Raw genomic sequence first — 25,512 nt, forward strand, 5'->3', positions numbered from 1 at the left:
GTCGCCGCGGAGCGGTCCCACGCTTCGTATGCTCTGGGCATGACCGACAGCACCGCGCTCGATCCCGAGGACCGCAAGATCGTCACCCTGGCCCGTTCCATCCGGGCTCGCAACGGTGTGCCCGAGGGGGCGGCCGTGCGGGACGAAACCGGCCGTACGTATGCCGCGGGGACCGTTGACCTGCCCTCCCTGCGGCTCAGTGCGCTGCAGACCGCGGTGGCCATGGCCGTGGCCTCGGGGGCGAAGTCGTTGGAGGCGGGGGCTGTGGTGACCGAGGCGGGGTCCTTGGCGGACGGCGATCTGGCGGTGGTGCGGGATCTCGGGGGCGTGGGGACGGTTGTGCTGGTTGCGGGGCTGGATGGGGAGGTGCGGGTGAGGGTGGCCGCGGGCTGAGGCCTGGGCGGTTTCCTTTCCCCAGCCCCACCCCTTCCCGAAGCTGGGGGCTCCGCCCCCAGGCCCCCGTATCGGCCTGAACGGCCTCGTCCTCAAACTCCCCCACTCTCGGCTTCTCCCCCACTCTCGGCTTCGCTCGAGCGGGGGGACCCCCATGAGCGGGGGGACCCCCACGACGGGCTGGGACACCACCGGCCAACTTCAGCCACATCCCCCACCCCCGGAAGAATCCCCACCGCTTCTCTTGCAATCCCGAGCCGCTCGCGTATCAATGGACGACAGCTCTTCCGACGGACCGTCAGATTGGTCGCCGCGCAGCGTGCCGCACCCCGCTCGCGGCGACTGGTCCGTGCGCACGTGACCCCCCGTCCCGTCGCCGACAGACAACTGCCCGGCGGCAAGCACGCGTGCCCGCACGACGGCGCGCCCGTCGCACGTCCCCACATGGCAATTCCCGTACAAGGGAAGGAAATCCAATGAGATGCAAGCGACTCGGAATCGGTGCGGCGTTAGCCGCCGGCACCCTCGCCGCCGGCCTGGCCCTCGCGCCGGGCGCCGCGGCCGTCGTCCCCCAGAGCGCCACGATCATCGCCGACTGCGGTGCCTACGGCGGCGGTGAGGCCACCCTCACGGCCACCCAGACCGGCACCTCCGCCACCATCACCCTCAGCTCCTCCGAGATCACGTCCCCGCTCGCTCTCGCGGCGGACTCGATCGTCTCCACGCTCACCCTGACGAAGGCGAGCGGCGGCACGACCGCATTCACCGGCACCAAGAACCCCGCGATGGCCGCGGGCGACGGTGTCTCGGTCGGCCCGCTGACCGGCACCGTGGCGCCTGGCGACACCCTGGAGGCGAACGGCGGCTCCCTGCAGATGGTGATCTTCGGATTCATCACCGTGACGTGCACGGCGGAGGGACCGCAGTCGCCGGGTCCGTTCGTGTTCGAGTGAGTCGCGGGCAGTAGCTCCCCTCGCGGTGCCCCACACCCCCCACGAGCGAGTCGAGCCATGGACCGGTGTCGCCTGCGCGCGGCGGCACCGGTCGTCGCCCTGCCGATCCCTCCAGGGACGGGGGAGGGGTGAATGACCGCTTCAACTCCCTTGCCCTGCAACGAAGTTGACAGAAACTGATGGCCCATCAGATGGCGTCCCGTGATGCCATTGACTTTTCACACAGCCAACACATCAATGACCTCCTGTCGGCGCGCAAGAACGCGGAAAGAGCCGCTGCGCCCGCATCCTCAGGAGGGGCAAACCATGGGTTCAGGAACCCGAAGACGCCGCCGCTGGGCGGCACTTCTCGGAGCGACCGCACTCGCGGTCACCGGGGGAGGCGCGCTTGCCTGTCCCGCGAGCGCGGAGCCTCAGCAGGTCGACTTCGCCACGCACTGCGTTCCGCCGCCCATCGCGGGCATCCCGCCGATCGACGGCACCACCACCGCCAAGATCACGGTGGACAACGCCGCGCCCAAGGTGGGCGACACGGTCACCGTCACGTACACCGTGGTCAAGCCCGCCGCGAGCAACCCCGTCGACATCGCCCTGCCCGCCGACATCATGACGCCCACCGGCAAGGTCACCCTCGGCGGCGCGCAGACCGGTGACCTCACGGTCGCGGGCCCGAAGAAGAACGAACCGGTACCGGGGAAGGGCGCGTTCCCGTCGTTCTCGATGACCGGCACCTTCACGGTCACCGCGCCCGGCGCGATCACCCTCTCGCCCGGCGACTACAACATCCACACCAGTTACATCCTGGAGCTGGACACCCCGTGCACGGTCACCAACCCGCCCGCCCCCGTCTCCGAGACGGTCACCGCGACGGGCGGCGGACAGACCAACAACCGTGCCATCAGCCTCGGTTCGGCCTCCGGGAAGCCCGGTGACGGCGTGACCGTCACGGGTACGAACTTCACCCCGGGCGCCGCCGTCACCCTCGCCGGACGGGCCGGCGCCGCCGAGACCGCCGACAAGGGCACCGCCACCGCGAACGCGCAGGGCGCCATCAGCGGCAGCCTGACCGTCAGCGACAAGACGACGACCGGGGTCGTGGCGTACGAGGGGAGTGCCTGGAGCGACGACAAGGGGGCGGGTCCCGCCGCCTACGTCGTCATCGACGACACGCCTCTCCCGCAAGGCAGCCAGAAGCTCAACTCCTCGGTCAAGGCAGGCACGTTGGCCATGACCCAGGCCGGCGACACCGTCGAACTCGCGGCGGTCGACTACGGCAAGGGCGGCTTCTCGCGCGGCTCCCTGCAGACGGTGACCGTCAAGGACTTCCGCGGCGGACCCGCGGGCTGGTCCCTGACCGGCAAGGTCACCGACTTCGCCGGTCCCGGCGGGGCGAAGATCGACGCCGCCAAACTGGGCTGGACGCCGGTCTGCGCCACCAAGGCGGGCAGCCCGAGCACCTGCCAGGCCGGTTCGCCCGGCTCGGTCGGCAGCGCGGGAGCGACTCTGGCGTCCACCCCCAACGGCACGCTCACCGGTGGTGAGTTCACCGTCGACGCCCGGCTCTCGCTGAACGTTCCGGCGTTCACCCCGCCCGGTGCGTACTCGGGCGTACTGACGCTGACGCTCACCTGATCATCCACCTGAGCACTGGCTTCAGCACTGCACTGAGCACTGGCCTGAGTGCTGGCCTGAGTGATCGTCTGATCAGACGTCAGCAGGCATGTGCCATCGGTGGGTTGGGCGCGCACCCGCCCGCCCACCTCGTCCGATTCGCCACCGGGGGTCCGCACCCATGCGCAAGCCGTTCGTCCTCCTCCTGTTGCCGTCCCTCCCGCTGCTCCTCTCGCTGTTCCTCGGCCTGGCCGGGGCCCCCGCGTACGCCGCCGACAACGGCAGCTGGTCCGTCTACCCCGTCTCGACGGACCTCGCCTCGCGGCCCTACTTCCACCTCTCCGCCGACCCGGGGACGACCCTCCAGGACAAGGTCACCGTCGCCAACAAGACCGGGCGGCCACTGACCTTCCGGCTGTACGCAGCCGACGCCTACAACACCGCCCGGGACGGCGGGTTCGCGGTGCGTACCCGCAAGGAGAAGCAGCGCGGCGTCGGCGCCTGGGCGAAGCCCGCGAAGTCCCGGGTGACCGTGCCCGCGCACGGTTCGGTCACCGTGCCCTTCACCCTCCGGGTGCCCGAGGGGGCCGAACCCGGGGACCATCCGGGGGCGCTGGTCGCTCTCGACGAGCGGATCGAAGAGGGGGCGGAGGGGGCGGGAGCCGTTGATGTCGGTGTGCGGCGGGCCGTCGGCGCCCGGATCTATCTACGGGTGGGCGGGCCCACCGTGCCCGCCGTCGCCGTCGAGGACGTGCGCATCACCCACCACCAGCCCCTGGTTCCCGGCGCCGGCGACAGCACGGCCACCGTCTCGTACACCCTCCACAACACCGGCAACGTCACCCTCGACCCCAAGGTGGAGCTGAGGGCCGAGGGGCTCTTCGGCCGTACGCTGCTCGCCCGCGACCTGACCAAGGTCCCCTCGGAACTGCTGCCCGGGCAGCGGGTGCGGCTCAGTGAACCGTGGCGTGGCGCGCCCCAACTCGACTGGGGCGACGTGACGTTGACGGCCAGCGCGCACGACACCCGCGAGTCGGCGCGTACGTCCTTCTTCGCGCTGCCGTGGCTCGTGGCGGTCGTCCTGGGCGTGGGGATCGTGGGAGCGGTGGTGGTGATCAGGGTCAGAGGGCGTCGGGGCCGCGCTCGCCCGTCCGTACCCGCACCACCGTCTCCACCGGCACGGCCCATACCTTTCCGTCGCCGATCTTCCCCGTCCGCGCCGCCTTCACGATCCCCTCGATGACGGCGTCGGCGTCCGCGTCATCGACGACGACCTCGATACGGATCTTGGGGACCAGATCGACGCGGTACTCGGCGCCTCGGTACACCTCCGTGTGGCCGCGCTGGCGCCCGTATCCGCTGGCCTCCGTGACGGTCAGCCCGTGCACGCCGATTTCCTGGAGGGCGGTCTTGACCTCGTCGAGCCGGTGCGGCTTGACGATCGCGGTGATGAGCTTCATCGGATTCCTCCGTGGATACTCCGCCCTTCAGGGCGGAGAGGAAACGGACTCCTGCAGGGCAGGGCAACAGGCTGGGATTCGCCGCCAGGGCGGATCGCGGTGCCTTCACCAGCAGGTTTGGCCCTTACATGTGAACCCGCTAGCTTGTGAGAGTGGCCGTGAACCACGTGAAGCGGGCGTTCAAGTACCGCTTCTATCCGAGCGATGCGCAGGCAGCCGAGCTGTCTCGCACCTTCGGATGCGTTCGCAAGGTCTACAACATGGCGCTCGCCGCCCGTACGGAGGCGTGGACGCGTCGGGAACGGGTCAACTACAACCAGACCTCGGCGATGCTGACGGTGTGGAAGAAGACCGAAGAACTGGCCTACCTCTGCGAGGTCTCCTCGGTTCCGCTCCAGCAGACGCTGCGGCACTTGCAGACGGCGTTCACCAACTTCTTCGGCAAGCGGGCCAAGTACCCGCACTTCAAGTCCAGGCGGAAGTCCCGGAAGTCGGCGGAGTACACCACGTCTGGTTTCCGGTTCCGTGACGGGAAGCTGACACTGGCGAAGATGCCTGAACCGCTGGACATCGTGTGGTCCCGCCCCCTCCCCGAGGGAGCGAAGCCCTCGACGGTGACGGTGTCGCAGGACGCTGCGGGTCGCTGGTTCGTCTCGATGCTGTGTGACGACCCGTCCGTCAAGCCGCTGCGGGCCAACGGCAACGCGGTCGGTATCGATGTGGGCCTGGACCACCTGCTGACCCTGTCCACCGGGGAGAAGGTCACCAACCCGCGCCACGAGCGCAAGGACCGCGTTCGCCTGGCGAAGGCTCAGCGGAACCTCGCGAAGAAGACCAAGGGTTCGGCGAACCGGAACAAGGCCCGACTCAAGGTCGCCGAGATCCATGCCCGGATCGCCGACCGCAGGCGGGACGGCCTGCACAAATTGACCACTCGGCTCGTGCGCGAAAACCAAACGCTCGTGATCGAGGACCTGACCGTGCGCAACATGGTCAAGAGCCGGACCCTGGCCCGTGCGATCAGCGATGCCGCGTGGTCGGAGTTCCGGAGCATGCTGGAGTACAAAGCCGCCTGGTACGGGCGCGAGGTGATCGCCGTGGACCGGTGGTTCCCCTCGTCCAGGCTGTGCTCCGCCTGCGGCACCTTGCAGGACAAGATGCCGCTCAGCGTCCGCACCTGGACGTGCGACTGCGGGACGACCCACGACCCGGACGTGAACGCAGCGAAGAACCTTCTGGCCGCCGGACGGGCGGTTGCAGCCTGTGGAGCTGGTGTAAGACCTCAACGGAGCACTCCGGGCGGGCAGTCGGCGATGAACCAGGAAGTCACACGGCGCGAGCCGTAAGAATCTCCCCCCTTCAGGAGGGAGAGCGTCAAGCCGAGTGATCGTAGGCCTTCCGGGCGTGCGCCCGGAAGGTTCGGGGCGGTCGGGGGTGATCCGGGGTGGTCCCTGACGGTCTCTGGCGGGTCCGTGGCGGTCCGTGGGGCGCCGGGTGCGGCGTCAGGTTTGGTGCTGGGTGCGGCGGGGCTCCGATGATCAGGGACAATGGGCGTCATGAGCGTTCGTACCCAGTCACCCGAGCCGCCGGAATCATCGGGGGCACCCCACCGCGCCGGCTTCGCCTGCTTCGTGGGCCGCCCCAACGCGGGCAAGTCCACCCTGACGAACGCTCTGGTCGGCCAGAAGGTGGCGATCACGGCGAACCAGCCGCAGACGACGCGGCACACGGTGCGCGGCATCGTGCACCGGCCCGACGCCCAGCTGATCCTGGTGGACACGCCTGGACTGCACAAACCGCGCACGCTGCTCGGCCAGCGGCTGAACGACATCGTACGGACGACGTGGGCCGAGGTCGACGTGATCGGGTTCTGCCTGCCCGCGAACGAGAAGCTCGGTCCCGGTGACCGCTTCATCGCGAAGGAGCTGGCGTCCATCAAGAAGACGCCGAAGATCGCGGTCGTGACGAAGACCGACCTCGTGGACAGCAAGACGCTCGCCGAGCAGCTCATCGCCATCGACCAGCTCGGCAGGGAGCTCGGGTTCGAGTGGGCCGAGATCGTGCCGGTGTCCGCCGTCGGGGACAAGCAGGTGGATCTGCTCGCGGATCTGCTGGTTCCGTTGCTTCCGGAGGGGCCGGCGCTCTATCCCGAGGGTGACCTCACGGACGAGCCCGAGCAGGTCATGGTGGCCGAGCTGATTCGGGAGGCCGCGCTGGAGGGGGTGCGGGACGAGTTGCCGCACTCCATCGCCGTGGTCGTCGAGGAGATGCTGCCGCGCGAGGACCGGCCCGCCGACAGGCCTCTCCTCGACATCCATGCCTTCGTCTACATCGAGCGGCCCAGTCAGAAGGGCATCATCATCGGGCCCAAGGGACAGCGGTTGAAGGAGGTCGGGATCAAGTCGCGCAAGCAGATCGAGGCGTTGCTGGGTACGCCGGTGTTCCTGGACCTCCACGTGAAGGTCGCGAAGGACTGGCAACGGGATCCGCGCCAGCTCCGCAAACTGGGCTTCTGAAAACCTCCCTCTTTCCCCAGCCCCACCCCTTCCCGAAACTGGGGGCTGCGCCCCCAGCCCCCCGCATCGGCCTGAACGGCCTCGTCCTCAAACGCCGGACGGGCTGAAATTGTCACTCCACCCCCTTGACCCGGCTCACAAACACCGCCCCCGCCAGCCCGATCAACGCCGCCACCAGATACAGCACCCGGTAGCCGCCCAGATACATCACGATCGGCGCGGCCAGCGCAGGGGCCGCGACCTGCGGGATCGCGTTGGCCGCGTTGATGACGCCGAGGTCCTTGCCGCGGTCCAGGGCCTTCGGCAGGACGTCGGTCATCAGGGCGAAGTCGACCGACGCGAAGACACCGAAGCCGAGGCCGAGCAGCGCCGAGGCCACCACCGTGCCGGTCCACGTCGGCCACGCCGCGATCACCCCCGCCGCGATCGCCATGACGATGCCCGACCACGTCACGAACGGTTTGCGGCGCCCCACCCGGTCCGACCACACCCCCGCGACGACCACCGTCGCGAGCAGCATCGCCGCGTTCACCGCCGTCAGGATCAGGACGCCCCGCTCGGGGTCGGGATGGTCCAGCCGGTCCCGTAGGTAGTAGAGGAGGTAGAGCACTCCGATGCTGTTGCTCAGGTTGACCAGGAAGCGGGTCAGCCAGGCCCAGCCGAAGTCCGGATGGCGGCGCGGGCTCAGCCAGAATCCGGCCAGGAAGGTGCGCCGGGACCAGGGCGGGCGGGCCTCGGCGGGAAGGCGTAGGTCCCGGTGGCCGAGTACGTACGGCAGGACGCCCAGCAGCGTGAACGCCGCACACGCCGCGTAGCCCGCCGCGACGCCCCCGGCCAGCGTCGCCAGACCCGTGCCGACGACCACGCCCAGGATCTGGGCGGCGCCCAGCCAGCCGCCCACGGAACCCCGTTGGAGCCGCGGCACCCGGTCCGGCACCGCGGCCGTGACGGCCGCCCAGGCCGCGTTCAGGGTCAGCTGCGCCAGACACCAGCCCAGCGCCATGGTCCAGGGACCGCCCGCGGCTCCGAGGAGCAGCAGCGACAGCGCGCCGCCCGCCGCGCCCGCCACGATCCACGGGGTACGGCGGCCCCAGCGGGCCGTCGTACGGTCCGACAGCGCGCCGAAGAGGGGGTTCACGGCCAGGGCCACGACCGCGCCCACGCCGGTCACCCACGCCAGCAGTGTCTCCTTCGACATGCCGGTACCGGGCGCGAAGTCCTCCGCCTGGGTGGCGAGGAGGATCTGCAACGGGCCGTACCAGCCCACCCAGATCGCCCCGTTGGCCAGGGAGAGGGTCGCCGTCCAGCTCCGGCCCACCCGCTCGACGGGTTCCGCGAGCGCCGCCGTGGCCGCCGTGGCCGACGAGGGCTTGCCCAACGGGCCCAGGGAACCTAAGGGGCCCGAGGAGTCTGAGGGCTCCGTCATCCTTGCGCCCGCAGCACATCCCGCAGCCAGCCGTACGACGCCTTCGGGGTCCGCTCCAGCGTCTCGAAGTCCACATGGACGAGGCCGAAGCGGCGCGCGTACCCCTCCGCCCACTCGAAGTTGTCGAGGAGCGACCACACGAAGTACCCGCGGACGTCCACACCCTGCTCCAACGCCCGGTGCAGCGCCCGCAGATGGCCGTCGAGGTAGGTGATCCGGTCCTGGTCGTCGAGTCCCTCGTACGAGCATCCGTTCTCCGTGATGACCACGGGCGGGAGCCGGTCGCCGTACCGCTCGCGGTAGCTCACGAGCAGTTCCGTGAGCGCCTCCGGGACCACCGGCCAGCCGAAGTCCGTGACCGGGTATCCCTCGATCTCCCTTACGGAGAAGGGGAGTTCGGCGGGCATCGTCAGTCCGCCGAACTCGATCTCCGAGCCCTGCGGCGCGCCCACCCTGGTAGGCGCGTAGTAGTTGATCCCGTACCAGTCGACCGGTTCCGAGATGACCTTCAGGTCGGACGCGAGGTCCTCGGCGTCCCCGGGCATCAACTCCCCGATGCCCTCCGGGTATTGGCCCGTCAGCACCGGGTCCGCGAACAGCCGGTTGAGGAGGACGTCGTAGAAGGCCGCCGCCTCCAGGTCCTCCGGTTCCTGGGACGCGGGCCAGGTCGGGCCGTGCGAGTTGGCGATGCCGATGTCCGTGACTGAGGCCGCGCGCAGGGCCTGTACGGCCAGGCCGTGGGCCAACAGCTGGTGGTGGGCGGCCGGCAGCGCGTCGAAGAGGAGCTGCCGGCCGGGCGCGTGCGCACCCAGGGCATGGCCCAACAGGGTGTGCTCGGCGGGCTCGTTGAGGGTGATCCACTTGCTGATCCGGTCACCGAGCCGGGCGGCCGCCAGGGCTGCGTACTCGGCGAAGCGCTCGGCCGTGTCCCGGTTCAGCCAGCCGCCCGCCTCCGCGGCCGACACCGGCAGATCCCAGTGGAAGAGGGTCGGCACCGGACGTACGCCCGCCGCGCACAGCTCGTCGACCAGACGGTCGTAGAAGTCCAGGCCGCCGGGGGAGTTGACCCGCGGCCAGGAGATCGAGAAGCGGTACGCGCCCACGCCCAGGTCGCGCAGGAGTGCCACGTCCTCGGGGTAGCGGTGGTAGTGGTCGCAGGCGACCGCCGCCGTCGAGCCGTCCTTGATGTGCCCCGGCTCCGCGGTGAAGACGTCCCACACGGAGGACTCGCGGCGGTCCGCGGCGCCTTCGATCTGGTGGGCCGAAGTGGACACGCCCCAGAGGAAGTCCGCGGGAAACTGGGGTATCGGGTTCATCGCCGTGTTCGCCATGCGCGCGATCATCCGTACCGGCGGGTAAGGAAGTCAACGGGGTGAGGGGAACTGGCCGTTGCCCGTGGTTGCTCGCGCCCGCGCGGCGGCGGCGCGTAGGCCACGACCCGCGCCCCGACCGTGCGCCCCCGTGAGCCGGTGCCCTCAGGAACCCTCCTTCAGCACCCTGGAGATCAGCTTCCGCTGCTCCTCCGTCAAGCGCGGATCCGCGCAGTACACCGTCCTGCCGTTCACGGTGATCTGGTAGCTGAAGCCGTCCGGAACCCCGATGGGGGGCGTGCCCCGGCCGGACGCGATCGCCTGTTCGGCCAGGGCCTGCCACTCCTGGGCGTCGGCCCGCCCCGAGGTCTCCACCTCGGCGTGCCGCTCGATGCCCGCGAAACCGCCCGTGCGCCTCACCTGAATACGCATGGGTCCTGTCTAGTACGAAACGGCGCAACTACGAAATGACTCCAGTGCGACACGGCTCTGGGACGGAGCGGCGGCGCGGGGCACGGTCACAGGGCCGGTACCCCGACCTGCTCCCACGCCTTCGTCACGGCCTGCAGTTCGTCGCCCTCGCCGAACGAGGCGCGGGCCTTGGCCACGGTCAGCGTCGCGAAGTCCGTGAAGGTCGCCTTCGAGCCCAGCTCGCCGCCGGTCAGCACGTCGTACCAGACCCGTCCGGCGCGCTCCCACGCGTGCCCGCCGAGCGCGGTCGCGGCGAGGTAGAAGGCGTGGTTGGGGATGCCGGAGTTGATGTGGACGCCGCCGTTGTCGCGGCTCGTCTGCACGTAGTCGTCCATCGTGGCGGGCTGCGGGTCCTTGCCGAGTACGTCGTCGTCGTACGCCGTGCCCGGGGCCTTCATCGACCGCAGGGCCGTGCCCGTGACACGCTCGGCGAGCAGGCCCGCGCCGATCAGCCAGTCGGCCTCGGCGGCGGTCTGGCCGAGCGTGTACTGCTTGATGAGCGAGCCGAAGACGTCCGAGAAGTGCTCGTTCAGGGCGCCCGGCTGGCCGAAGTACGTGAGGTTCGCCGTGTACTGCGTGACGCCGTGGGCCAGCTCGTGGCCGATGACGTCGACCGGGATGGTGAAGTCGAGGAAGATCTCGCTGTCACCGTCGCCGAAGACCATCTGCTCGCCGTTCCAGAAAGCGTTGTTGTACTCCTCGCCGAAGTGCACGGTCGCGTCGAGCGGCAGCCCTTCGTCGTTGATCGAGTTCCGTCCGTACGCCTTCTGGAACAGCTCGAAGGTCGCGCCCAGGCCGGCGTACGCGCGGTTGACCGTGGCGTCCTTGCCGGGCCTGTCGCCCTCGCTGCGGACCTTCCTGCCGGGCAGGTCCTGCCCTTGCCTCGCGTCGTAGATCGTGCGGTGCGGCTTGCCCTCGGCGGCGTCGCTCGGCGGGGCCAGGGTGGGTGCGCCGATGACGGTGGTCAGCCGACGGTGGGTGCGCTCGAAGGCGTCGTGCTCCAGGGTGCGGCGCGCCTTGCCGGCGAGGGCGGGGTCCTCGGCCTGGGCCAGGGTGTCGAGGACGTGCGGCGGGATGATCGTGCAGAAGACGGGCTCGAAGCCCCCGTTTGTCGTCATGGTCGGCACCATTGCACTGCGTGACGCTTCTGTCACTAGAGGCAACCATGATTGGTGAAATGCGGGGATGTGGGCGCCGCGGAGGTGACTCTTTGTGGTAGAGCCGCGGGCTGTGTGTGGCTGGTCGCGCCCTGCGGCGCAGCCGCAAATCGACGCAGCCCCGCGCCCCTGACAGGGGCGCCAATGTGCATCTGTGTGACGTTATGCACCTTTCCTGTCGTGTACGTCTGGCGTTCCGCATACTGATACGGACCCTCGTGTGGAGCGTGGCTCGGCTAGCATGCGGAGCATCATGCGTTTCGGGCTGCTTCTCCTTAGCTGCCGCGGCGAGGGCCTGTAGTCGAGGCCGACCCCCTCCCCGCGGAGTTTGGCGTTGCGCCGTCGGCCGTCCCTCGGATTCTCTCCGAGGATCAAGCGGACCAAGAGGAGCCCCTCGCATCATGGCGAATCGCCAGCAGCCCACGTCCATGCCGATCCACAAGTACCGCCCGTACGACCAGGTCGACATCGCCGACCGTACGTGGCCGGACAACCGGATCACCGTCGCCCCCCGCTGGCTCTCCACCGACCTGCGTGACGGCAACCAAGCCCTGATCGACCCCATGTCGCCCGCGCGCAAGCGCGAGATGTTCGACCTGCTGGTGAAGATGGGCTACAAGGAGATCGAGGTCGGCTTCCCGGCCTCCGGCGAGACCGACTTCGCCTTCGTGCGCTCCATCATCGAGGAGCCCGGTGCCATCCCCGACGACGTCACGATCTCCGTACTGACGCAGGCCCGCGAGGACCTCATCGAGCGGACCGTCTCGTCGCTGAAGGGCGCCAAGCGCGCCACCGTGCACCTGTACAACGCCACCGCGCCCGTCTTCCGCCGGGTCGTCTTCCGCGGCTCCAAGGGCGACATCAAGCAGATCGCCGTCGACGGTACGCGGCTGGTGACGGAGTACGCGGAGAAGCTGCTGGGTCCCGAGACGACCTTCGGCTACCAGTACAGCCCCGAGATCTTCACCGACACCGAGCTGGACTTCGCCCTGGAGGTCTGCGAGGCCGTCATGGACGTCTGGCAGCCGGGTCCGGGCCGGGAGATCATCCTCAACCTGCCCGCCACGGTGGAGCGTTCGACGCCGTCGACGCACGCGGACCGCTTCGAGTGGATGAGCCGCAACCTGTCGCGTCGTGAGTTCGTCTGTCTGTCCGTGCATCCGCACAACGACCGGGGTACGGCTGTCGCGGCGGCCGAGCTGGCGCTGATGGCCGGGGCCGACCGTATCGAGGGCTGTCTGTTCGGGCAGGGCGAGCGGACCGGCAACGTCGACCTGGTCACGCTGGGCATGAACCTGTTCTCGCAGGGCGTGGACCCGCAGATCGACTTCTCGGACATCGACGAGGTGCGGCGCACCGCCGAGTACTGCAACCAGATGGAGGTCCACCCGCGCCACCCGTACGTGGGCGATCTCGTATACACGTCCTTCTCCGGCTCCCACCAGGACGCCATCAAGAAGGGCTTCGACGCGATGGAGGCCGACGCGGCGGCGAAGGGCGTCACGGTAGACGACATCGAGTGGGCCGTCCCGTACCTGCCGATCGACCCGAAGGACGTCGGGCGCTCGTACGAGGCGGTCATCCGGGTCAACTCGCAGTCCGGCAAGGGCGGTATCGCGTACGTCCTGAAGAACGACCACAAGCTGGACCTGCCGCGCCGGATGCAGATCGAGTTCTCGAAGATCATCCAGGCGAAGACCGACGCCGAGGGCGGCGAGGTCACCGGGAAGGACATCTGGGCCGTCTTCCAGGACGAGTACCTGCCGAACCCCCAGAACCCGTGGGGCCGGATCCAGGTCAGCAACGGCCAGTCCACGACCGACCGTGACGGCGTCGACACGCTCACCGTCGAGGCCGAGGTGGATGGCGCCGAGACCGTGCTGGTCGGTACCGGCAACGGCCCGATCTCGGCGTTCTTCCAGGCTCTGCAGGGCATCGGCATCGACGCCCGGCTGCTCGACTACCAGGAGCACACGATGAGCGAGGGTGCGTCCGCGCAGGCCGCCTCGTACATCGAGGTCGCGATCGGCGACAAGGTGCTGTGGGGAATCGGCATCGACGCGAATACGACACGCGCCTCGCTGAAGGCCGTCGTCTCCGCGGTCAACCGCGCGACCCGATAACGCCTTTCACCTGCGTTTCTCCGGTCCCGTCCGCCTCACAGGCGGGCGGGACCTTCGCATATATCCAGCCATGTCACGGGGTGGTCTCGCCCTGGGTACTGACTCTTCCTCGACAATGTGGCTAACATCACGCCAACGCGGCGATGTTGCCGCGGGGTTACGGAGGTGCGACGTGCTGCCAGGACGGGGACGAAACGGCCGGTCTGTGCGCGCCGGCGACGCGGGCGTTTCGCGCTTCCTCGGAACCCGTACGGCGTGGACCACCGTCGGTGACGGCGAGTTCTTCTGCCCCGGCTGCGGAGGCGACCGCAACTACCAGCGCCTCACCGGCCGTCGCCGTTTCACCTGCCTCGGCGTCCCGGTCCTGCCGCGCGGCGAGACGGGTCCCGTCGTCGAATGCGCTGCCTGCGGTCACCACTTCAGCGCGGACGTCCTCGACCATCCGACCACGACCCGCTTCTCGGCGATGCTCCGCGACGCCGTCCACACCGTCGCCCTCGCCGTCCTCGCCGCCGGCGGCACCTGTGCCCGTACGTCCCTGGAGACCGCCGCGAGCGCCGTCCGCTCGGCCGGCTTCGACGACTGCACCGAGGACCAGCTCGCGGCCCTCGTCGAGGCCCTCGCAGCTGACACCGGCCGGATCTTCGGCGAACCCTGCGGACCCGGTCTGGCCATAGAGCTCCACGAGGCACTGGACCCGCTGGCTCCCCACCTCGCCCCCGCCGGCCGCGAGGCCATCCTCCTCCAGGGCGCCCGCATCGCCCTCGCCGACGGCCCGTACACGCCTGCCGAACGCGAGACGCTCGCGACGGTGGGCGCCGCCCTGACGATCTGCGCGGACGACGTGACCAGACTGCTGACAGCGGCGCGTACGCCGTCCTAGCGTGCACCTGGCGCGCACCGTGCGCGCCGTCCCAGGGTGCCCCGATTGCCGACATGAGCAAGGAAGTTGACTGATTTCCGGGACACTCGGCTCATGAACGGGACACTCGGCTCATGAACACGGCACAGGGCGACCCGTCGGCTGCTCGCGCGCTGCTGGTCGCCGTGGAGACGTACGAGGCCGGGACCGCCTGGGACCTCGACGGTCCGGTTCGCGACCTGCTGGCCCAGCGCGCCTGGCTGCTCGGACAGGGGCTCGACCCGGAACGGATCACCCTCCTGGTGTCGCCGCTGCCGAAGAACCGCGCACTGCTGCGCGAGGCGGGCGTGACAGGGCGGCCGGCCGATCGCGAGAGCGTGCACCGGGCCCTGTTCCGGGAGCTGGCCGCGGCGGACAGCGACTGGCTGTTCGTCGCCTGGTCCGGGCACGGCCTGGTGGATTTGGACGGCCACCGGCGCCTGATGTACGCGGACGCGGTCGGACAGGATCTGCGGAGCCTCGATGTCGAAGCCGCCCTGGCCGCGTTCCGCTCCGACGTCGCACCGGGGCACGCGCGGCAACTGTGGCTCCTGGACGCCTGCCAGACCTTCACCGACGCGGCCTCGGCGGCCGACGCGCTGCGGCCCGACCCGGTGCCCCGCGGCCGTCTGCGTGCCGTACGGGAACAGCAGGTGCTGTTCGCCTGCGGGCCCGGCGAGGCCACCGGCAACCGGGAACGGGTCGCGGGTGACCGGGCGGGTGACGGTGCACCCCGTGCCTCCGGTGTCTCCCGTGTCTCCGGTGCTTCCCGTGCTTCCGGTGCCTTCAGCGCGGCGGCCCTGACCCTGCTGCACGCCCATCCCCAGTGGCGGTTCGACGCGGCCCCTCTGGCCGACGCGCTGCGGGAGGAGTTCAGCGCCGCCGCCGCGGCGGGCGGTGCGGCCGCCGTGCTGCCGACCTCGCTCTGGTTCGACGGCGCCGGCCACACGGCTCGCACGGAAGTGGGCCGGGCCGCCCCCCGGCGGCGACTCGGCTCGGCGGACCACCGGCGGATGTACGACGCTCTCGCCGATGTTCCGGTCATGCAGGACCCGGGCCTGCGGGCGGCGGTCATCGGACAGCTGCCGCTGGAGATCGGCGCCAGCGTCCCCCGCTCCCCGGTGATGCGGGTCGAGATCCTCACGCTGATCAGGACCTGCCTGGTGTTCGACAACGGGCTGTTCCACTTGTGGGACGCGGTGTCACTGCTGGATGCCGGAACGCTTGCGCTCGCCGAGCTGGAATCCGTTCTGCGTGACTATCCGGAGTCGTTCACGCCGCCGTGAGCCCCCTGGTACCGGAAGCCGGACGGCTGCGGGCCCGCTCGGGGCTAGGGGGCTTCTGATGGATCTCCGTGGGGAAGGAGCGGCGTTCGGTGCGTTCTCTGGGGGTCCCCCCGGCCGAAGGCTGGGGGAGTGCCGGGCACAGACCCGCGTACTGGACGTACTTGGGTCTGTGCCCGGTGCGGCGAGAGGACGTGCCGGGCGTCGCGACGCCGCGGAGATCCATCAGAAGCCCCCTAACCGGCCAACGGGCCCACCAGGCTGGCTGGTTGACGATGTTTCCGCCGACGGGGGCTTGGGACATGATGTAAGGGCGGACTGAACAGGGCTCGATTCCCGGGGGAGGTCTACCGCAGGATGGAGAAGCCGGAAAGGACTGTCAGGTCGGACCTGCCCGACTTGACGGGAACCTCTCTTGAGGAGCTGCGGGATCACAGCAGCGATCACCGGGAGAGAGCGAAACAGCGGCTGCTCAAGACCATCGGCAGACCGACACGAAGCGCCTCTCCAGGGACCGGCAACAGCTGGGTCGTGTGATGGCACAGGCCTCAGGGGCGGCGCCGGACGCAGAACCACTGCACCGGCTCACCTCTCGGCAGTTCGAGAGTCTGATACGCGGAGAGGGGGACGCGGACGCGCTGACCGCCTTGGTCCTGGCCGAGCGCAGTCACCGGCTGCTGATCCTCGACCTCGTCATGGACTCCCTCACGGCCATGGAAGGTGTCGGCAGGCCGCTACCCGCTCCTCAACGCGCGTGGAATCTGCTGGCGACCGCCCAGCGCATCGCTCCGGCGGTCGTCCAGGAACTGCTGGACCTGCCGGAAACAGGCCTGTGGGCAGGGCAGTTGCTGCAACGGCTGCGCGCGCCCAAGCCCACCGAGCTGCCCCTCTGGGCCGACGTGGGGCACCTGCACTCCATCGCCGCGGCGGCCGCGGTCCGCGCCGGCCTGAGCTTCTCCTTCCCCGTCCCGTCCGTCGAGGGCAGGGTCGACCTCCCCACGCTCGGCCAGGCCCGGCTGCCCCACCGGGCGCCCTGGGAGACCGCCGTACTGACCTTCCGCGACGGCGGTGTCGCGCTGACCTCCGAGACCGGCACCCTGCGGCTGCCCGGCGACCTCGGCCGCCCGGCGCCGGGCTGGCTGCCCCTGCACCGCGACGAGGTCCGGCCACCGGGTGCCCCGGCTGTTCGTGTCACTCTCGACGACCTGGGCCGACACCGGATCGTGCCGCCTCCGATGGGCGCTGCCCGGCGCCTTCCGGCCGACGCGGCGGCAGGGCTGGCCAAGCTGATCCAGGAGGGCTGCGACCTGCTGGTGGAGGCCGATCCGCCGTCGGCCGTGACCGTGGGGGCGCTGCTGCGCACCGTCCAGCCCATGTCGGCGCACGAGGCGTTCCGGGTCCGCAGCGCGAGCAGCGCCCACGCGGTGGGCGGCCTGGCCCTGTCCTGGCCCGACTCCGAACTGGCCTGTGCGGCGGCCCTCGTCCACGAACTCCAGCACAGCAAGCTCAACGCGCTCTCCCATCTCGTCCCGCTGTCCGAGGAGGGGCCGTCCCCCGAACGCCTCTATTACGCTCCGTGGCGAGATGACCCCAGGCCGTTACCTGGCATGCTCCAGGGGATCTACGCGTTCACCGGGGTCACCCGCTTCTGGCGCGGCCGGACCCGGCTGCCCGCCGAGCGGTACGAGCAGCTCAACTGGTTCGAATTCGCCTTGTGGCGAGGCCAGTTGGCGAGCGTTCTGCCGCGGGTCGCAACTGATCCGGAGCTGACGGCGGAGGGCAGGCGGCTGCTCGCCGCGGTGCGGTCCACAGTGGCGGACTGGGCGGCCGAGAGCCCGGCGACTCCAGCGGCCCGGGAGGCCGTACGCCTCGCGGAACGGCTGGCCACCGACCACCGTGCCCTGTGGCGCCTGCACCATGTGCGCCCGCACCCCGCGGACACGGACGAACTGACCGCGGCCTGGCTGCGCGGGGACGAGCCCGTACTGCCGATCCGTCGACGGCGGGTCCGAGGGGAGCGCAGGCAGCGGCATCTGGACGCTCGTGCCGTCCTGGCCCGTATCCGCCTCGTCGACCCGGTCGCGCTGGTCAAACTCCGGGACGTCGTGGAGAAGGACGAGGTGCCGGGGGTGTCGGGCGCGGGTCGGGCCGATCTGCTCTGGGCGACCGGCGACCCGTCCGCCGCCGAGGAACACTTCACCCGTACCGTCGTGGACGGCACCGCCCCGCCGGCCGCCTGGGCGGGTCTGCGGCTGACGTGGGAAGAGACCGGCCGCTCCCCGGAGGCCGTACGCGCCCTGGGCGCTGTTCCCGAGGTGGTCTGTGCCGTGGCCCGTGCCGTCCGGCGGCGCACCGGGACGCCAGTGGATCCGGTCGGACTCGCTCACTGGGTGGCACGAGGCCTCGGCGAGAAGGTCAAAGAGGCCAAAGAGGCCAAAGAGGCCAAGGAGGCCGGCGAGGCCTGACGAAGGGCGCCCTGGCAGGCCGCCGGGTGGTGCCCGGCGGCCTGGGCGGCTCCCGAAGGCGCTGTGTACCAGCCTTCTGGTGCTTCTGGTGCTTCAGGTGTTTCCGGCGTTACAGGTGCATGGGATCGATGTCGCAGTTCGCCCGTCGCCATGCCAGAGCGTCCTGGTGAGCGGGGTGAGCGCTGCCCAGCTTCTCCTTGATCGCCTCTACCGACTCGCTGTGCAGGGCCGCCGCCTTCTCGGTTTGACCCAGGGCCCGCAGATCGGCGGCGAGGTTCGCCTGGAGCACCAGTGCGGTGGGATGCGCTTCTCCCAAGTGCTCCCGCACCAGGCCGAGCGTGTGTTCGTCCAGGTCACGTGCCGCGGCGGCCTCGGCCTGTGCGAACAGGTCGTTGGCCAGGTTGATCGCGGTGATCAGGGTGCAGGGGTGGGTCTCGCCCAGGTGCTCCTTGAAGCGGGCCAGAGCCGACTCGTTGAGCTTGCGGGCCGCGTCCACCTGGTCCAGGAGTCTGAGCGTCACGGCCAGGTCGACATCGGCCGAGATGGTGTGCGGGTGATCGGCGCCCAGCGTCTCGGCGTACAGCTTGCGGGTGCGTTCGCCGAGCTTCAGGGCTTCCTGAAGGTCCCCGTTCTGGCGCAGGTCGATGGAGAAGTTCAGCGAGATCTGAAGGACGTCGGGTGCCTTGTCGCCGTACCGCTCGGCCAGTGCCGCCAGGGCGATCCGTGTGTTCTCGGCCGCCTCCGCGTGCATGCCGGCCTTGCGCTGTGCGACGCCGAGGCGGGCGATGGCCCGGTACGTCATGGGGTGGGAGTCGCCGTAGACCTCCTGGGACTTCTCCACACCCTCTTCGCACATTCCCAGGGCCTGGGTGTACTCGCCGAGTTCCTGGCGGTCCAGGGCGACCGAGGCTTCGGAGCTCAGGGTGATGGGGCTGTCGGTGCCGAACATCTGCACCCGGTGGCGCCAGACCGCCTGGTCCAGGTCCAGTGCCCGCCGGAAGTCCCCGTTGACGCGCAGGCACACCGACAGGTTGAAGGCGTGCATCAGGGTGTCGGGGTCGTCGTCCCCGAAGGCGCGCACCGCTCGGGTGTAGACGTCCTCGTCGAATTCCAGGGCGCCGCGGAAGTCGCCGCGCACCCTGCGGTCGCTGGACACCTGGCCCTTGACGCGGAGGTACTCCTCCTCCAGTTCGGGCCCGGCCGCCTCCAGCGTGGCCAGCATCCGTTCGCCGAGTTCCGCGGCCGCGCTGTACCGCCCCATGCGCCACATCACGAACCGCAGGTGCCGGCCGAGGACCAGCGTCTGCGGATCGCCCTCGCCGAATCGCTCGCGCCAGGTCGAGTAGACCTGGCTCGCGAAGTCCAGGGCCGCCGCGTGATCTCCCCAGTAGAAGAGGTATTCGGCCACGTTGTAGACCAGCTGCCGCACATGGCGGTGGGGCGACTCCATGGCTTCGGAGACGATCACGTGCGAGTACAGCTCACCGAAGCGCACCCAGGAACGTGGGTCCTGGGGGTCGCTCGGCGCGTTGGCGGCGAGCAGCAGATGTGCCCCGTGCTGGAAGCGCTCGCGCTGCTCCTCCGTCATCCGCGCCTTCAGCACGGCCTGGACCAGGCGGTGCATCTGGATCGAATTGGTGCGGTGATCGATCTTGGCGAGGGAATAGCGATTGATCTCGCGGATGGCCCGGCTCAGCCGAATGGGGTCCGTGAAGATGATGTCGAGTTCCGGAGCGATGGGATCAGCGACCGCGTTCGAGAAGAACTGCCGGGAAATCGGTTCCGGCGCGAAATAGGAGCACAGTTGGAGAAGTTGCAGTGCGCCGGGGTTCTTGGTCTCCACATGGTCGAGAGACACGTTCCATGCGGTAGCGACCGTCTCTTCGTACTGGGTGGGCGGCGAGACCGCCATGAGTTCTGCGCGCTTTTCTTCAAACACCCTCAAGTATTCGGCAGGGGGCATGCCTGTCTCGGCGCGCCACGCCGAGGCCTGCTCGACGGCCAGCGGAAGGTCGCCGAGGACTTCGGCGAGCATGTCGGCCTCTTGGTCGGTCAGATCGGGATTGCGCCGCCGCAGCAACTGGATGCTCTCGGAGCGGTCGAACACGTCGACCTCCAAGGGATGGGCGAGGGTGTTCCACTGGGGATTGCGTGAGGTCACGATCACCGAACCGGTCGGCCCGCCCTCGGGTGCGCTGGGGAAGTATTCCTGCACCGCGTTCGGGCTCTCCGCGTTGTCGAAGACCAACAGCCAGTTCCCGTACGGAATTCCGGTGCGCAGGGCTTCCAGTACCGCGGGTACCGCGGTGATCGCCTCGGAACTGACCGGGAGGTGCATTCTCCGGGCGAGTTCGACGAATGCCTGCTGGATCTGGGTCGGGCGCTCCGCCGGAATCCACCAGACGAGATCGTATTGAGAGGCATGCCGGTAGACGAATTCCAGGGCCAATTGTGATTTGCCGACGCCGCCCATGCCGTGCAGGGCGTGCGGAAGGACCGCCGTGGGACCCGAGCGCAGCCCGTGCGCCAGGGCGACCAGGAGTTCGTCGCGACCGGTGAACACCAGGTTCCGCGGTGGCATGTTTCCCCAGACGGTGGGCCTGGTCGGACGGGGACCGCCTGCGGTCAGATGTTGTTCGTGCCCACGTTCGGACGCGGCGGGGACCGTGCTCACTGATGATTCTCCTTCTCCTGGATCGGCGTCTGCCGTGCCGTCCAACGCCTGGGTGCCGAGCGGGAAGCCGTCGCGTGATGACTGCGGCACACCCGAGAACGACGGTTCTGCCGGTTCAGCAACGCGGGGTTGGTCCGAATCGACCACGGCGGCCGGTACTCCACGGCCCTTCGAGCGGCCTCCGAAGGGGCCACGTACCTCATCGAGCGCGTCCAGTTCTCTCGCGCGGGGGCGGTGCGGCCCGCTCAACGCGTGCAGGACGGCGCGCTCGACCTCCCTGAACTCGCGGTCCTGGCTGCCCGCCGGGGCGGCGCTCGCCTCCTGTCCTCGGAGGTAGGACAGCAGGTCACGGGCGGCGGCACTGCGGGGCGCCAGGAGTTCGGCGGCCTGCTCGATCACGTGCTCCGTGGCGTTCCGTGAGCCGTAGGCCAGCAGTTCCTCGCGGACTCCGGGGGCGAAGACGAAGGAGAGCTGGTCGTCGTCGTACCAGAGGAGTGGCGAGACCAGGCCGCTGAGAAGGAATTCAGCCATGTGCTCGGTGTCCGAGTGGGGCATGGTGCGCCGCTGGACCTCGGCCATGGTGGGCAGATCCAGCTGGATCGCGGCCATGTGCGTGGCCAGTTGGAAAGCCTCGGTGGACGCCCAGCCGCGGAACGCCGCGACCTGCTCGGCCGGGTCGGGAGACGACGGCGTCGGTGAGGGCGAGGGCGGCGGCTGGTGGACGGTGGTCAGGACGGCTGCCAGCTCGACGTCGCGCGGTTCGTCCGCGCCCACGAAACGGGCCCAGGGCGTCAGCCAGTCCGGGTGCGGCGCGAGTACCGGTACGGGCACGACGGTTCCCCGCCCGGAGCGGGACCGTAGGACCTCGGAGAGTGCCTCGGCCGGTTCCCAGGAAGGGCGCCGGTCGGCGGCCCACGGGCCGGACGCCCGCAGTCTGACCCAGGACGGGTTCAGGCCCGTACGGTGCCACAGGCGCTGGGGCAGCATGTGCAGCACGGTCACCGGCTGGCGCTTGCCCCACAGCGCGAGCAGGCGTTGGGCCGCGCCCGACCGCCAGGCGGGGGCGGACCCGTCGGTCAGCACGAAGACGACGGACCGTCCCGTCGGGTCGAGCAGACTGCGCGGCGAGGTGGTGCGGGCTCCAGGCGGCCGGCCGGGCGGAGACAGGGTGGCGCGCTCGGCGGACGTCGCGTCCAGCGACAGCTCTATGACGTCACGGAACCCGCCGAAGCGGTGGGCGATCTTCGCGAAGTGGGCCGTGGCCTCGCGCCACGGCGCCATGTGCGGCGCGTTGTCCACCAGCAGCACCGCTCGCCAACGGCGCTCCGCTGTGGGGCGCAGGACCGGCGGCAGGGACGAGGCCAGCGCGATGCGTTCCGCGGTGGCCTCCTCGTTGAGTTCGCTCGCGTACGCGGAGGCGACTGCGGTGCGGAACGCACGCAGCGCGCGCCCCACGGCCCGGGCGCTGGTCGGGCGCCACGTGGTCAACGAGACGGACCGCGGCGCGGACACTGGCCCGGGCACGCGGAACAGCCGCCGACGGGGCTCGGCGGCAGGCTCGGACAGCGTGGCGTCCCCATGCGACGCCACGCCGTTGGGCTCGGAGACCACGTCCCCGGCGTCCCCGGGTGTTCCCTGGTACTCGTCGGTACGGGGCGTGGTGTCCGGCCCTGCTGCGGGTGCGGGTGCGGGAGCGGGTGCGGGCATGGCGGAGTCCGGCGCCGGAGCGGCCGGGCGGCCGTCCTGCCGGTCCGTCTGATCCTCGCTCTCGTCGACACCGACGGACCGCTCCGGTACTCCGGTCAGCCAGGCGTGTTCGCTCGCCACCCACACCGCGTCGGCCACTTCCCAGGGGCGGAGGCCGGTGAGGGACTGGTGTCCCCCGGTCGACGGCGTGCGTGGTCCGTCCCGCCCGCGCACGGTCCGCCCGTCCTGCGCCGGGGAGGGATCGTGAGTCACGCCGGACCCGCCCCTTCACCGCCGAGCGGGTGCCAGATGGCCTCCAGCAGCTCTGTCCAGTCGTCCGTCACACCCTCCTGCGTGGGCTGGTGCGCGTAGTGGCCGGAGGTGACCAGATGTGCAGCGTTCAACAACTGGTCGGCGGCGAGCCCGCTGACCCGGTCGCTGCGCCGCAGGAAGTCACGGATCAGCTGTTCCTGACGGGCGCCCAGCCGGTTCCCGAAGTGCGCGGCCACCAGCTCGCCCAGCGCCGCCGCGTCGGGATCGGGGAGGTCCAGACGCAGACACCTGCGCATGAACGCCTCCGGGAACTCCCGCTCGCCGTTGGACGTCATGACGATGAGGGGGAAGGTGTGGCAGCGCACCACACCCGCCGTGATCTCCGCCGTGCCACCCGGATCAGCCGTGTGGACCGTTGTGGTGGGCTCCTGCGGTTTCACCCGGACCAGCGGAGGGACCTCGTAGTAGCCGTCCTCGAACAGCGTGAGGAGATCGTTGGGGAGATCGATGTCGCATTTGTCTATTTCGTCGATGAGCAGGACGCGCGGCAGCTTGTAGGGCAGCAGTGCCGTCCCCAGCGGGCCGAGCTGGACGAAGGTGCCGGTCCCCGCCGCCGCTTCCGCCGCTCCCGGCGGGCCCTGTAAGGCTTGCGCGCGGCCGATGGCGTCGTACTCGAAGATCCCCGAAGTGAGTGTGGTGCGGCTGGTCACCGCCCAGTGCAGGACGCGTCCCAGGCGTAACTCCCGGGCGATGCGGTAGGCGAGGCCCGACTTTCCGACGCCGGGGCGCCCGGTCACCAGCAGGGGCCTGCGCAGCAGCAAGGCCGCGTTGACCAGTCGTACCTCTTCCGGCAGTGGACGGCGCTCCACTCCCGGCGGGCCGAGCCTGCGGTCGGCCTCTTCGTCCTCGGGTGGCGCGGGCATCGCCGGCGGGTGGTTGAACATGCGCCATGGCGGTCCGGCCGGCCAGGTCCGCTCCTCGTACGGGACATCCGGCACCTGGGCACCGGTGCCCTTGTAGAGAGGCCCTCCGTTATCCAGCGGCGCGTTCAATCGGTCCCCCCTACAAAAGTGGCGGGAGCGCTCGGTCCCCCGTCGAGAAGATGCTCAGGGTCGTCCCAGATCATGCCCATTGAGCGGATTGCCTTGGGATCGTGCGCGGAAGGCCTGCCTGCGGCGGCATCGGTCCTCCACTGTTGCGCGCGCTGGGGAAGAGCGGCCAGCCCATCTTCGGCCAACGCTTCCCGCACCGCCGCCCGACAGGCGGACGCCGCGTGTTCCTCACGGTGATACATCAGTACGGGCACTCCCAGATCCAGCGCCAGGCTCACCTCCTGTATGCCCAACTTGCCGTGATCCCAAGGCGGTTGACACAACAGCATGCCGACCACATCATCGTCGCTGCCGACCACGGCGTCCAGTCGTGCCAGATGCTCGGCATCACTGAGCGTCGGCTCCGGGGCACACTCGTGCACGACGCGCCGCGCGTGCTGCTGCTTGCCCCCGTTTTCCCTCCAGCGTGTCCAGCGCGCCCGCCATGCGCGGTGGAATTCGCGCCGCTGTACGCGGTCCAGACTGTGGACGGACACGCGATACGTGCTGAGCAGAGGGTTGGCGTAACCGCGGGCCGGATTGCGGTCCCACCATTCCACCGGCTCGTTCAGCAGTTCCAGGGGCAGGAAGAACTCCAGGGCGACGAGCTCCGAGCGATTGTGCCAGAGCGCCGCCATACGGGTGATCAACTCGGCGATACAGGAGCCGAGTTGTTCGCGGGTGACGGGCGCCTCGGGCTCCGCACCGGGTTCCCGGTGGAGCGTGGGGGAGTCCGCGTACTTCACGCACGCCGATACGTGGTAGCGCGGGATCCGGGAGGTCCGACGGCGCCCGGTACCCGGCTGGGGCGTGCGGTCGGCGGCCACCCGGATGTACAGGCGGATCAGAGGGCGTCCGTCCGGCGCGGTGTGGTTCTCCTGTCCGGCCGCATCCTCGCCCCCCGGCCGGTCTGCGCCGGTCCGGTCCGGTCCGGGCTGATCCGCCGACTCACCCGCCTGGCCCGCCGGGCCAGTTGGGCCGGTCGGATCGGAACCGGCCTGCTCGTGCCGACGCGCCGCGTCCAGTCGCCGGCGCAGCCCCCGCAGGCCGTCCGCCCCGTCCAACAGACCCCACTCCCGGGCGAAGTGATCGTTCCAGGTCCGTATCTCACCCACCGCCGCGGCCAGTTCGGGGCAGCGCGCGAGATGTTCGAGAAGCACCATCCCCGGAGGCAGCCCGCGGGTCGCCGAGTTGAGATCGGCGAGGTGGACGAACGCCTGCCACGGCGTGCCACAGTGCGCCGGCAGGGCTCGGCGCCCATCGGTCGACAGCGAGACCAGAGAGGCCAGTTCCGGCAGCCGGGGCTGGAGCGCCTGGCGCAGGGCGGACCAACTCCGGCCCGCGTACACCCGATGCGCCCACCACTCCTCCAACAGGGGCTGCAGTTGCCGGCCCACCGCCGGGGCGACCAGCTCGGTGGCGCGGACCAGCTCCTCCAGCGCGCCTTCCTGCCGGGCGCAGGCGCGCACCACACTCAGGAACTCCTGGTGCGGAACCGCGTAGGTCTCCTGCGGCAGCCCGTCCACCGCCTCGTCGACGAACTGCCGCCACAACAGGCGCCCGCCGTCCTGCATCAGACCCCCGGCGGGTTCTTCCAGTATCGCGACGATCGCCGCGATGAGGCCGAGCTGAATCTCGTCGAACCTCTGTCTCGCCACGCGCGTTCCCCCTCGCACCGTGGTAGGGCTGCCGGGTGGCCAACTCGGCTCACCCCGGCCG

The 25,512-nt window shown here is 70.1% G+C and carries 17 protein-coding genes and 1 pseudogene; 10 read left to right on the forward strand and 8 right to left on the reverse strand.

Translation table 11 applies throughout. The features are described 5' to 3' along the window. Positions 1–39 precede the first annotated feature (39 nt). The 4 genes and pseudogenes from OHA11_RS31555 to OHA11_RS31570 form a co-directional block, all read left to right on the forward strand. Positions 40–393: a cytidine deaminase gene (locus tag OHA11_RS31555; protein WP_266502202.1), complete on the forward strand. Its 354-nt coding sequence runs from the start codon at positions 40–42 to the stop codon at positions 391–393. A 476-nt stretch (positions 394–869) separates the two neighbouring features. Continuing rightward, positions 870–1,346 carry a hypothetical protein gene (locus OHA11_RS31560; RefSeq protein ID WP_266502203.1) on the forward strand — a complete coding sequence of 159 codons (477 nt, stop codon included), beginning with the start codon at positions 870–872 and terminating at the stop codon, positions 1,344–1,346. A 306-nt stretch (positions 1,347–1,652) separates the two neighbouring features. Continuing rightward, positions 1,653–2,978 carry a beta-xylosidase gene (locus OHA11_RS31565; protein ID WP_266502204.1) on the forward strand — a complete coding sequence of 442 codons (1,326 nt, stop codon included), beginning with the start codon at positions 1,653–1,655 and terminating at the stop codon, positions 2,976–2,978. Between the two features lie 160 nt (positions 2,979–3,138). Beyond that, positions 3,139–4,182: pseudogene (locus tag OHA11_RS31570) on the forward strand (DUF916 domain-containing protein); the annotation flags it as partial. Here the strand turns inward: OHA11_RS31570 and OHA11_RS31575 are convergent. Further along, a complete protein-coding gene (locus tag OHA11_RS31575; RefSeq protein WP_266502206.1) occupies positions 4,079–4,417 on the reverse strand; it encodes a P-II family nitrogen regulator in 339 nt (112 codons plus the stop codon). The pseudogene OHA11_RS31570 and the gene OHA11_RS31575 sit on opposite strands and share 104 nt — an antisense overlap. A 152-nt stretch (positions 4,418–4,569) precedes the next feature. Here OHA11_RS31575 and OHA11_RS31580 point away from each other — a divergent pair, with 152 nt between their 5' ends. Further along, on the forward strand, positions 4,570–5,763 hold the full coding sequence (locus tag OHA11_RS31580; protein ID WP_266502207.1) for an RNA-guided endonuclease TnpB family protein: 1,194 nt from the start codon (positions 4,570–4,572) through the stop codon (positions 5,761–5,763). Between the two features lie 210 nt (positions 5,764–5,973). Next, on the forward strand, positions 5,974–6,933 hold the full coding sequence (era, locus tag OHA11_RS31585; protein ID WP_266502209.1) for a GTPase Era: 960 nt from the start codon (positions 5,974–5,976) through the stop codon (positions 6,931–6,933). Between the two features lie 112 nt (positions 6,934–7,045). On the opposite strand, the gene OHA11_RS31590 is transcribed toward era, so the two are convergent. The 4 genes from OHA11_RS31590 to OHA11_RS31605 all read right to left on the reverse strand — a co-directional run bounded on the left by OHA11_RS31590 (position 7,046) and on the right by OHA11_RS31605 (position 11,258). Further along, positions 7,046–8,359, reverse strand: a complete 1,314-nt coding sequence (locus OHA11_RS31590) for an MFS transporter (protein ID WP_266502210.1) — start codon at positions 8,357–8,359, stop codon at positions 7,046–7,048. Further along, entirely contained in the window at positions 8,356–9,690 is a 1,335-nt protein-coding gene (locus OHA11_RS31595) for a GH1 family beta-glucosidase (RefSeq protein ID WP_266502212.1), read from the reverse strand. The genes OHA11_RS31590 and OHA11_RS31595 overlap by 4 nt, the downstream gene beginning before the upstream one ends. A 144-nt stretch (positions 9,691–9,834) precedes the next feature. Further along, on the reverse strand, positions 9,835–10,101 hold the full coding sequence (locus OHA11_RS31600) for a protealysin inhibitor emfourin (RefSeq protein ID WP_266502214.1): 267 nt from the start codon (positions 10,099–10,101) through the stop codon (positions 9,835–9,837). Between the two features lie 86 nt (positions 10,102–10,187). Continuing rightward, positions 10,188–11,258, reverse strand: coding sequence for a M4 family metallopeptidase (locus tag OHA11_RS31605; RefSeq protein WP_266502216.1), 1,071 nt, complete (start codon positions 11,256–11,258; stop codon positions 10,188–10,190). Between the two features lie 440 nt (positions 11,259–11,698). Between OHA11_RS31605 and leuA the strand changes: the two genes are divergently transcribed. From leuA to OHA11_RS31625, 4 genes are all read left to right on the forward strand, one after another. Further along, on the forward strand, positions 11,699–13,420 hold the full coding sequence (gene leuA, locus OHA11_RS31610) for a 2-isopropylmalate synthase (RefSeq protein ID WP_266502217.1): 1,722 nt from the start codon (positions 11,699–11,701) through the stop codon (positions 13,418–13,420). Positions 13,421–13,592: 172 nt separating this feature from the next. Then, the gene (locus OHA11_RS31615) at positions 13,593–14,303 is read left to right on the forward strand and encodes a TerB family tellurite resistance protein (protein WP_266502219.1); all 711 of its coding nucleotides are present in this window, start codon (positions 13,593–13,595) and stop codon (positions 14,301–14,303) included. Between the two features lie 113 nt (positions 14,304–14,416). Further along, positions 14,417–15,607, forward strand: a complete 1,191-nt coding sequence (locus OHA11_RS31620; protein ID WP_266502220.1) for a hypothetical protein — start codon at positions 14,417–14,419, stop codon at positions 15,605–15,607. A 533-nt stretch (positions 15,608–16,140) separates the two neighbouring features. After that, the gene (locus OHA11_RS31625; protein ID WP_266502222.1) at positions 16,141–18,069 is read left to right on the forward strand and encodes an HEXXH motif domain-containing protein; all 1,929 of its coding nucleotides are present in this window, start codon (positions 16,141–16,143) and stop codon (positions 18,067–18,069) included. A gap of 109 nt (positions 18,070–18,178) precedes the next feature. Here the strand turns inward: OHA11_RS31625 and fxsT are convergent, their stop codons facing one another. The 3 genes from fxsT to OHA11_RS31640 are packed head-to-tail and all read right to left on the reverse strand — an operon-like array spanning position 18,179 to position 25,451. Next, entirely contained in the window at positions 18,179–22,702 is a 4,524-nt protein-coding gene (gene fxsT / locus OHA11_RS31630) for an FxSxx-COOH system tetratricopeptide repeat protein (protein WP_266502223.1), read from the reverse strand. Next, positions 22,699–23,754 carry an AAA family ATPase gene (locus tag OHA11_RS31635; protein WP_266502225.1) on the reverse strand — a complete coding sequence of 352 codons (1,056 nt, stop codon included), beginning with the start codon at positions 23,752–23,754 and terminating at the stop codon, positions 22,699–22,701. The genes fxsT and OHA11_RS31635 overlap by 4 nt, the downstream gene beginning before the upstream one ends. Then, positions 23,751–25,451 carry a hypothetical protein gene (locus OHA11_RS31640; protein ID WP_266502227.1) on the reverse strand — a complete coding sequence of 567 codons (1,701 nt, stop codon included), beginning with the start codon at positions 25,449–25,451 and terminating at the stop codon, positions 23,751–23,753. Before OHA11_RS31640 ends, OHA11_RS31635 begins: the two co-directional genes overlap by 4 nt. Between the last annotated feature and the right edge of the window lie 61 nt (positions 25,452–25,512).

This window comes from Streptomyces sp. NBC_00878 (assembly GCF_026341515.1).
Lineage (GTDB): Bacteria > Actinomycetota > Actinomycetes > Streptomycetales > Streptomycetaceae > Streptomyces.

Bases quoted from the DNA above. Each gene is read 5' to 3' on its own strand.
- OHA11_RS31555 (WP_266502202.1), top strand. From the start codon at position 40: ATGACCGACAGCACCGCGCTCGATCCCGAGGACCGCAAGATCGTCACC.
- OHA11_RS31560 (WP_266502203.1), top strand. From the start codon at position 870: ATGAGATGCAAGCGACTCGGAATCGGTGCGGCGTTAGCCGCCGGCACC.
- OHA11_RS31565 (WP_266502204.1), top strand. From the start codon at position 1,653: ATGGGTTCAGGAACCCGAAGACGCCGCCGCTGGGCGGCACTTCTCGGA.
- OHA11_RS31575 (WP_266502206.1), bottom strand. From the start codon at position 4,417: ATGAAGCTCATCACCGCGATCGTCAAGCCGCACCGGCTCGACGAGGTC.
- era (WP_266502209.1), top strand. From the start codon at position 5,974: ATGAGCGTTCGTACCCAGTCACCCGAGCCGCCGGAATCATCGGGGGCA.
- OHA11_RS31590 (WP_266502210.1), bottom strand. From the start codon at position 8,359: ATGACGGAGCCCTCAGACTCCTCGGGCCCCTTAGGTTCCCTGGGCCCG.
- OHA11_RS31595 (WP_266502212.1), bottom strand. From the start codon at position 9,690: ATGGCGAACACGGCGATGAACCCGATACCCCAGTTTCCCGCGGACTTC.
- OHA11_RS31600 (WP_266502214.1), bottom strand. From the start codon at position 10,101: ATGCGTATTCAGGTGAGGCGCACGGGCGGTTTCGCGGGCATCGAGCGG.
- OHA11_RS31605 (WP_266502216.1), bottom strand. From the start codon at position 11,258: ATGACGACAAACGGGGGCTTCGAGCCCGTCTTCTGCACGATCATCCCG.
- leuA (WP_266502217.1), top strand. From the start codon at position 11,699: ATGGCGAATCGCCAGCAGCCCACGTCCATGCCGATCCACAAGTACCGC.
- OHA11_RS31620 (WP_266502220.1), top strand. From the start codon at position 14,417: ATGAACACGGCACAGGGCGACCCGTCGGCTGCTCGCGCGCTGCTGGTC.
- OHA11_RS31625 (WP_266502222.1), top strand. From the start codon at position 16,141: ATGGCACAGGCCTCAGGGGCGGCGCCGGACGCAGAACCACTGCACCGG.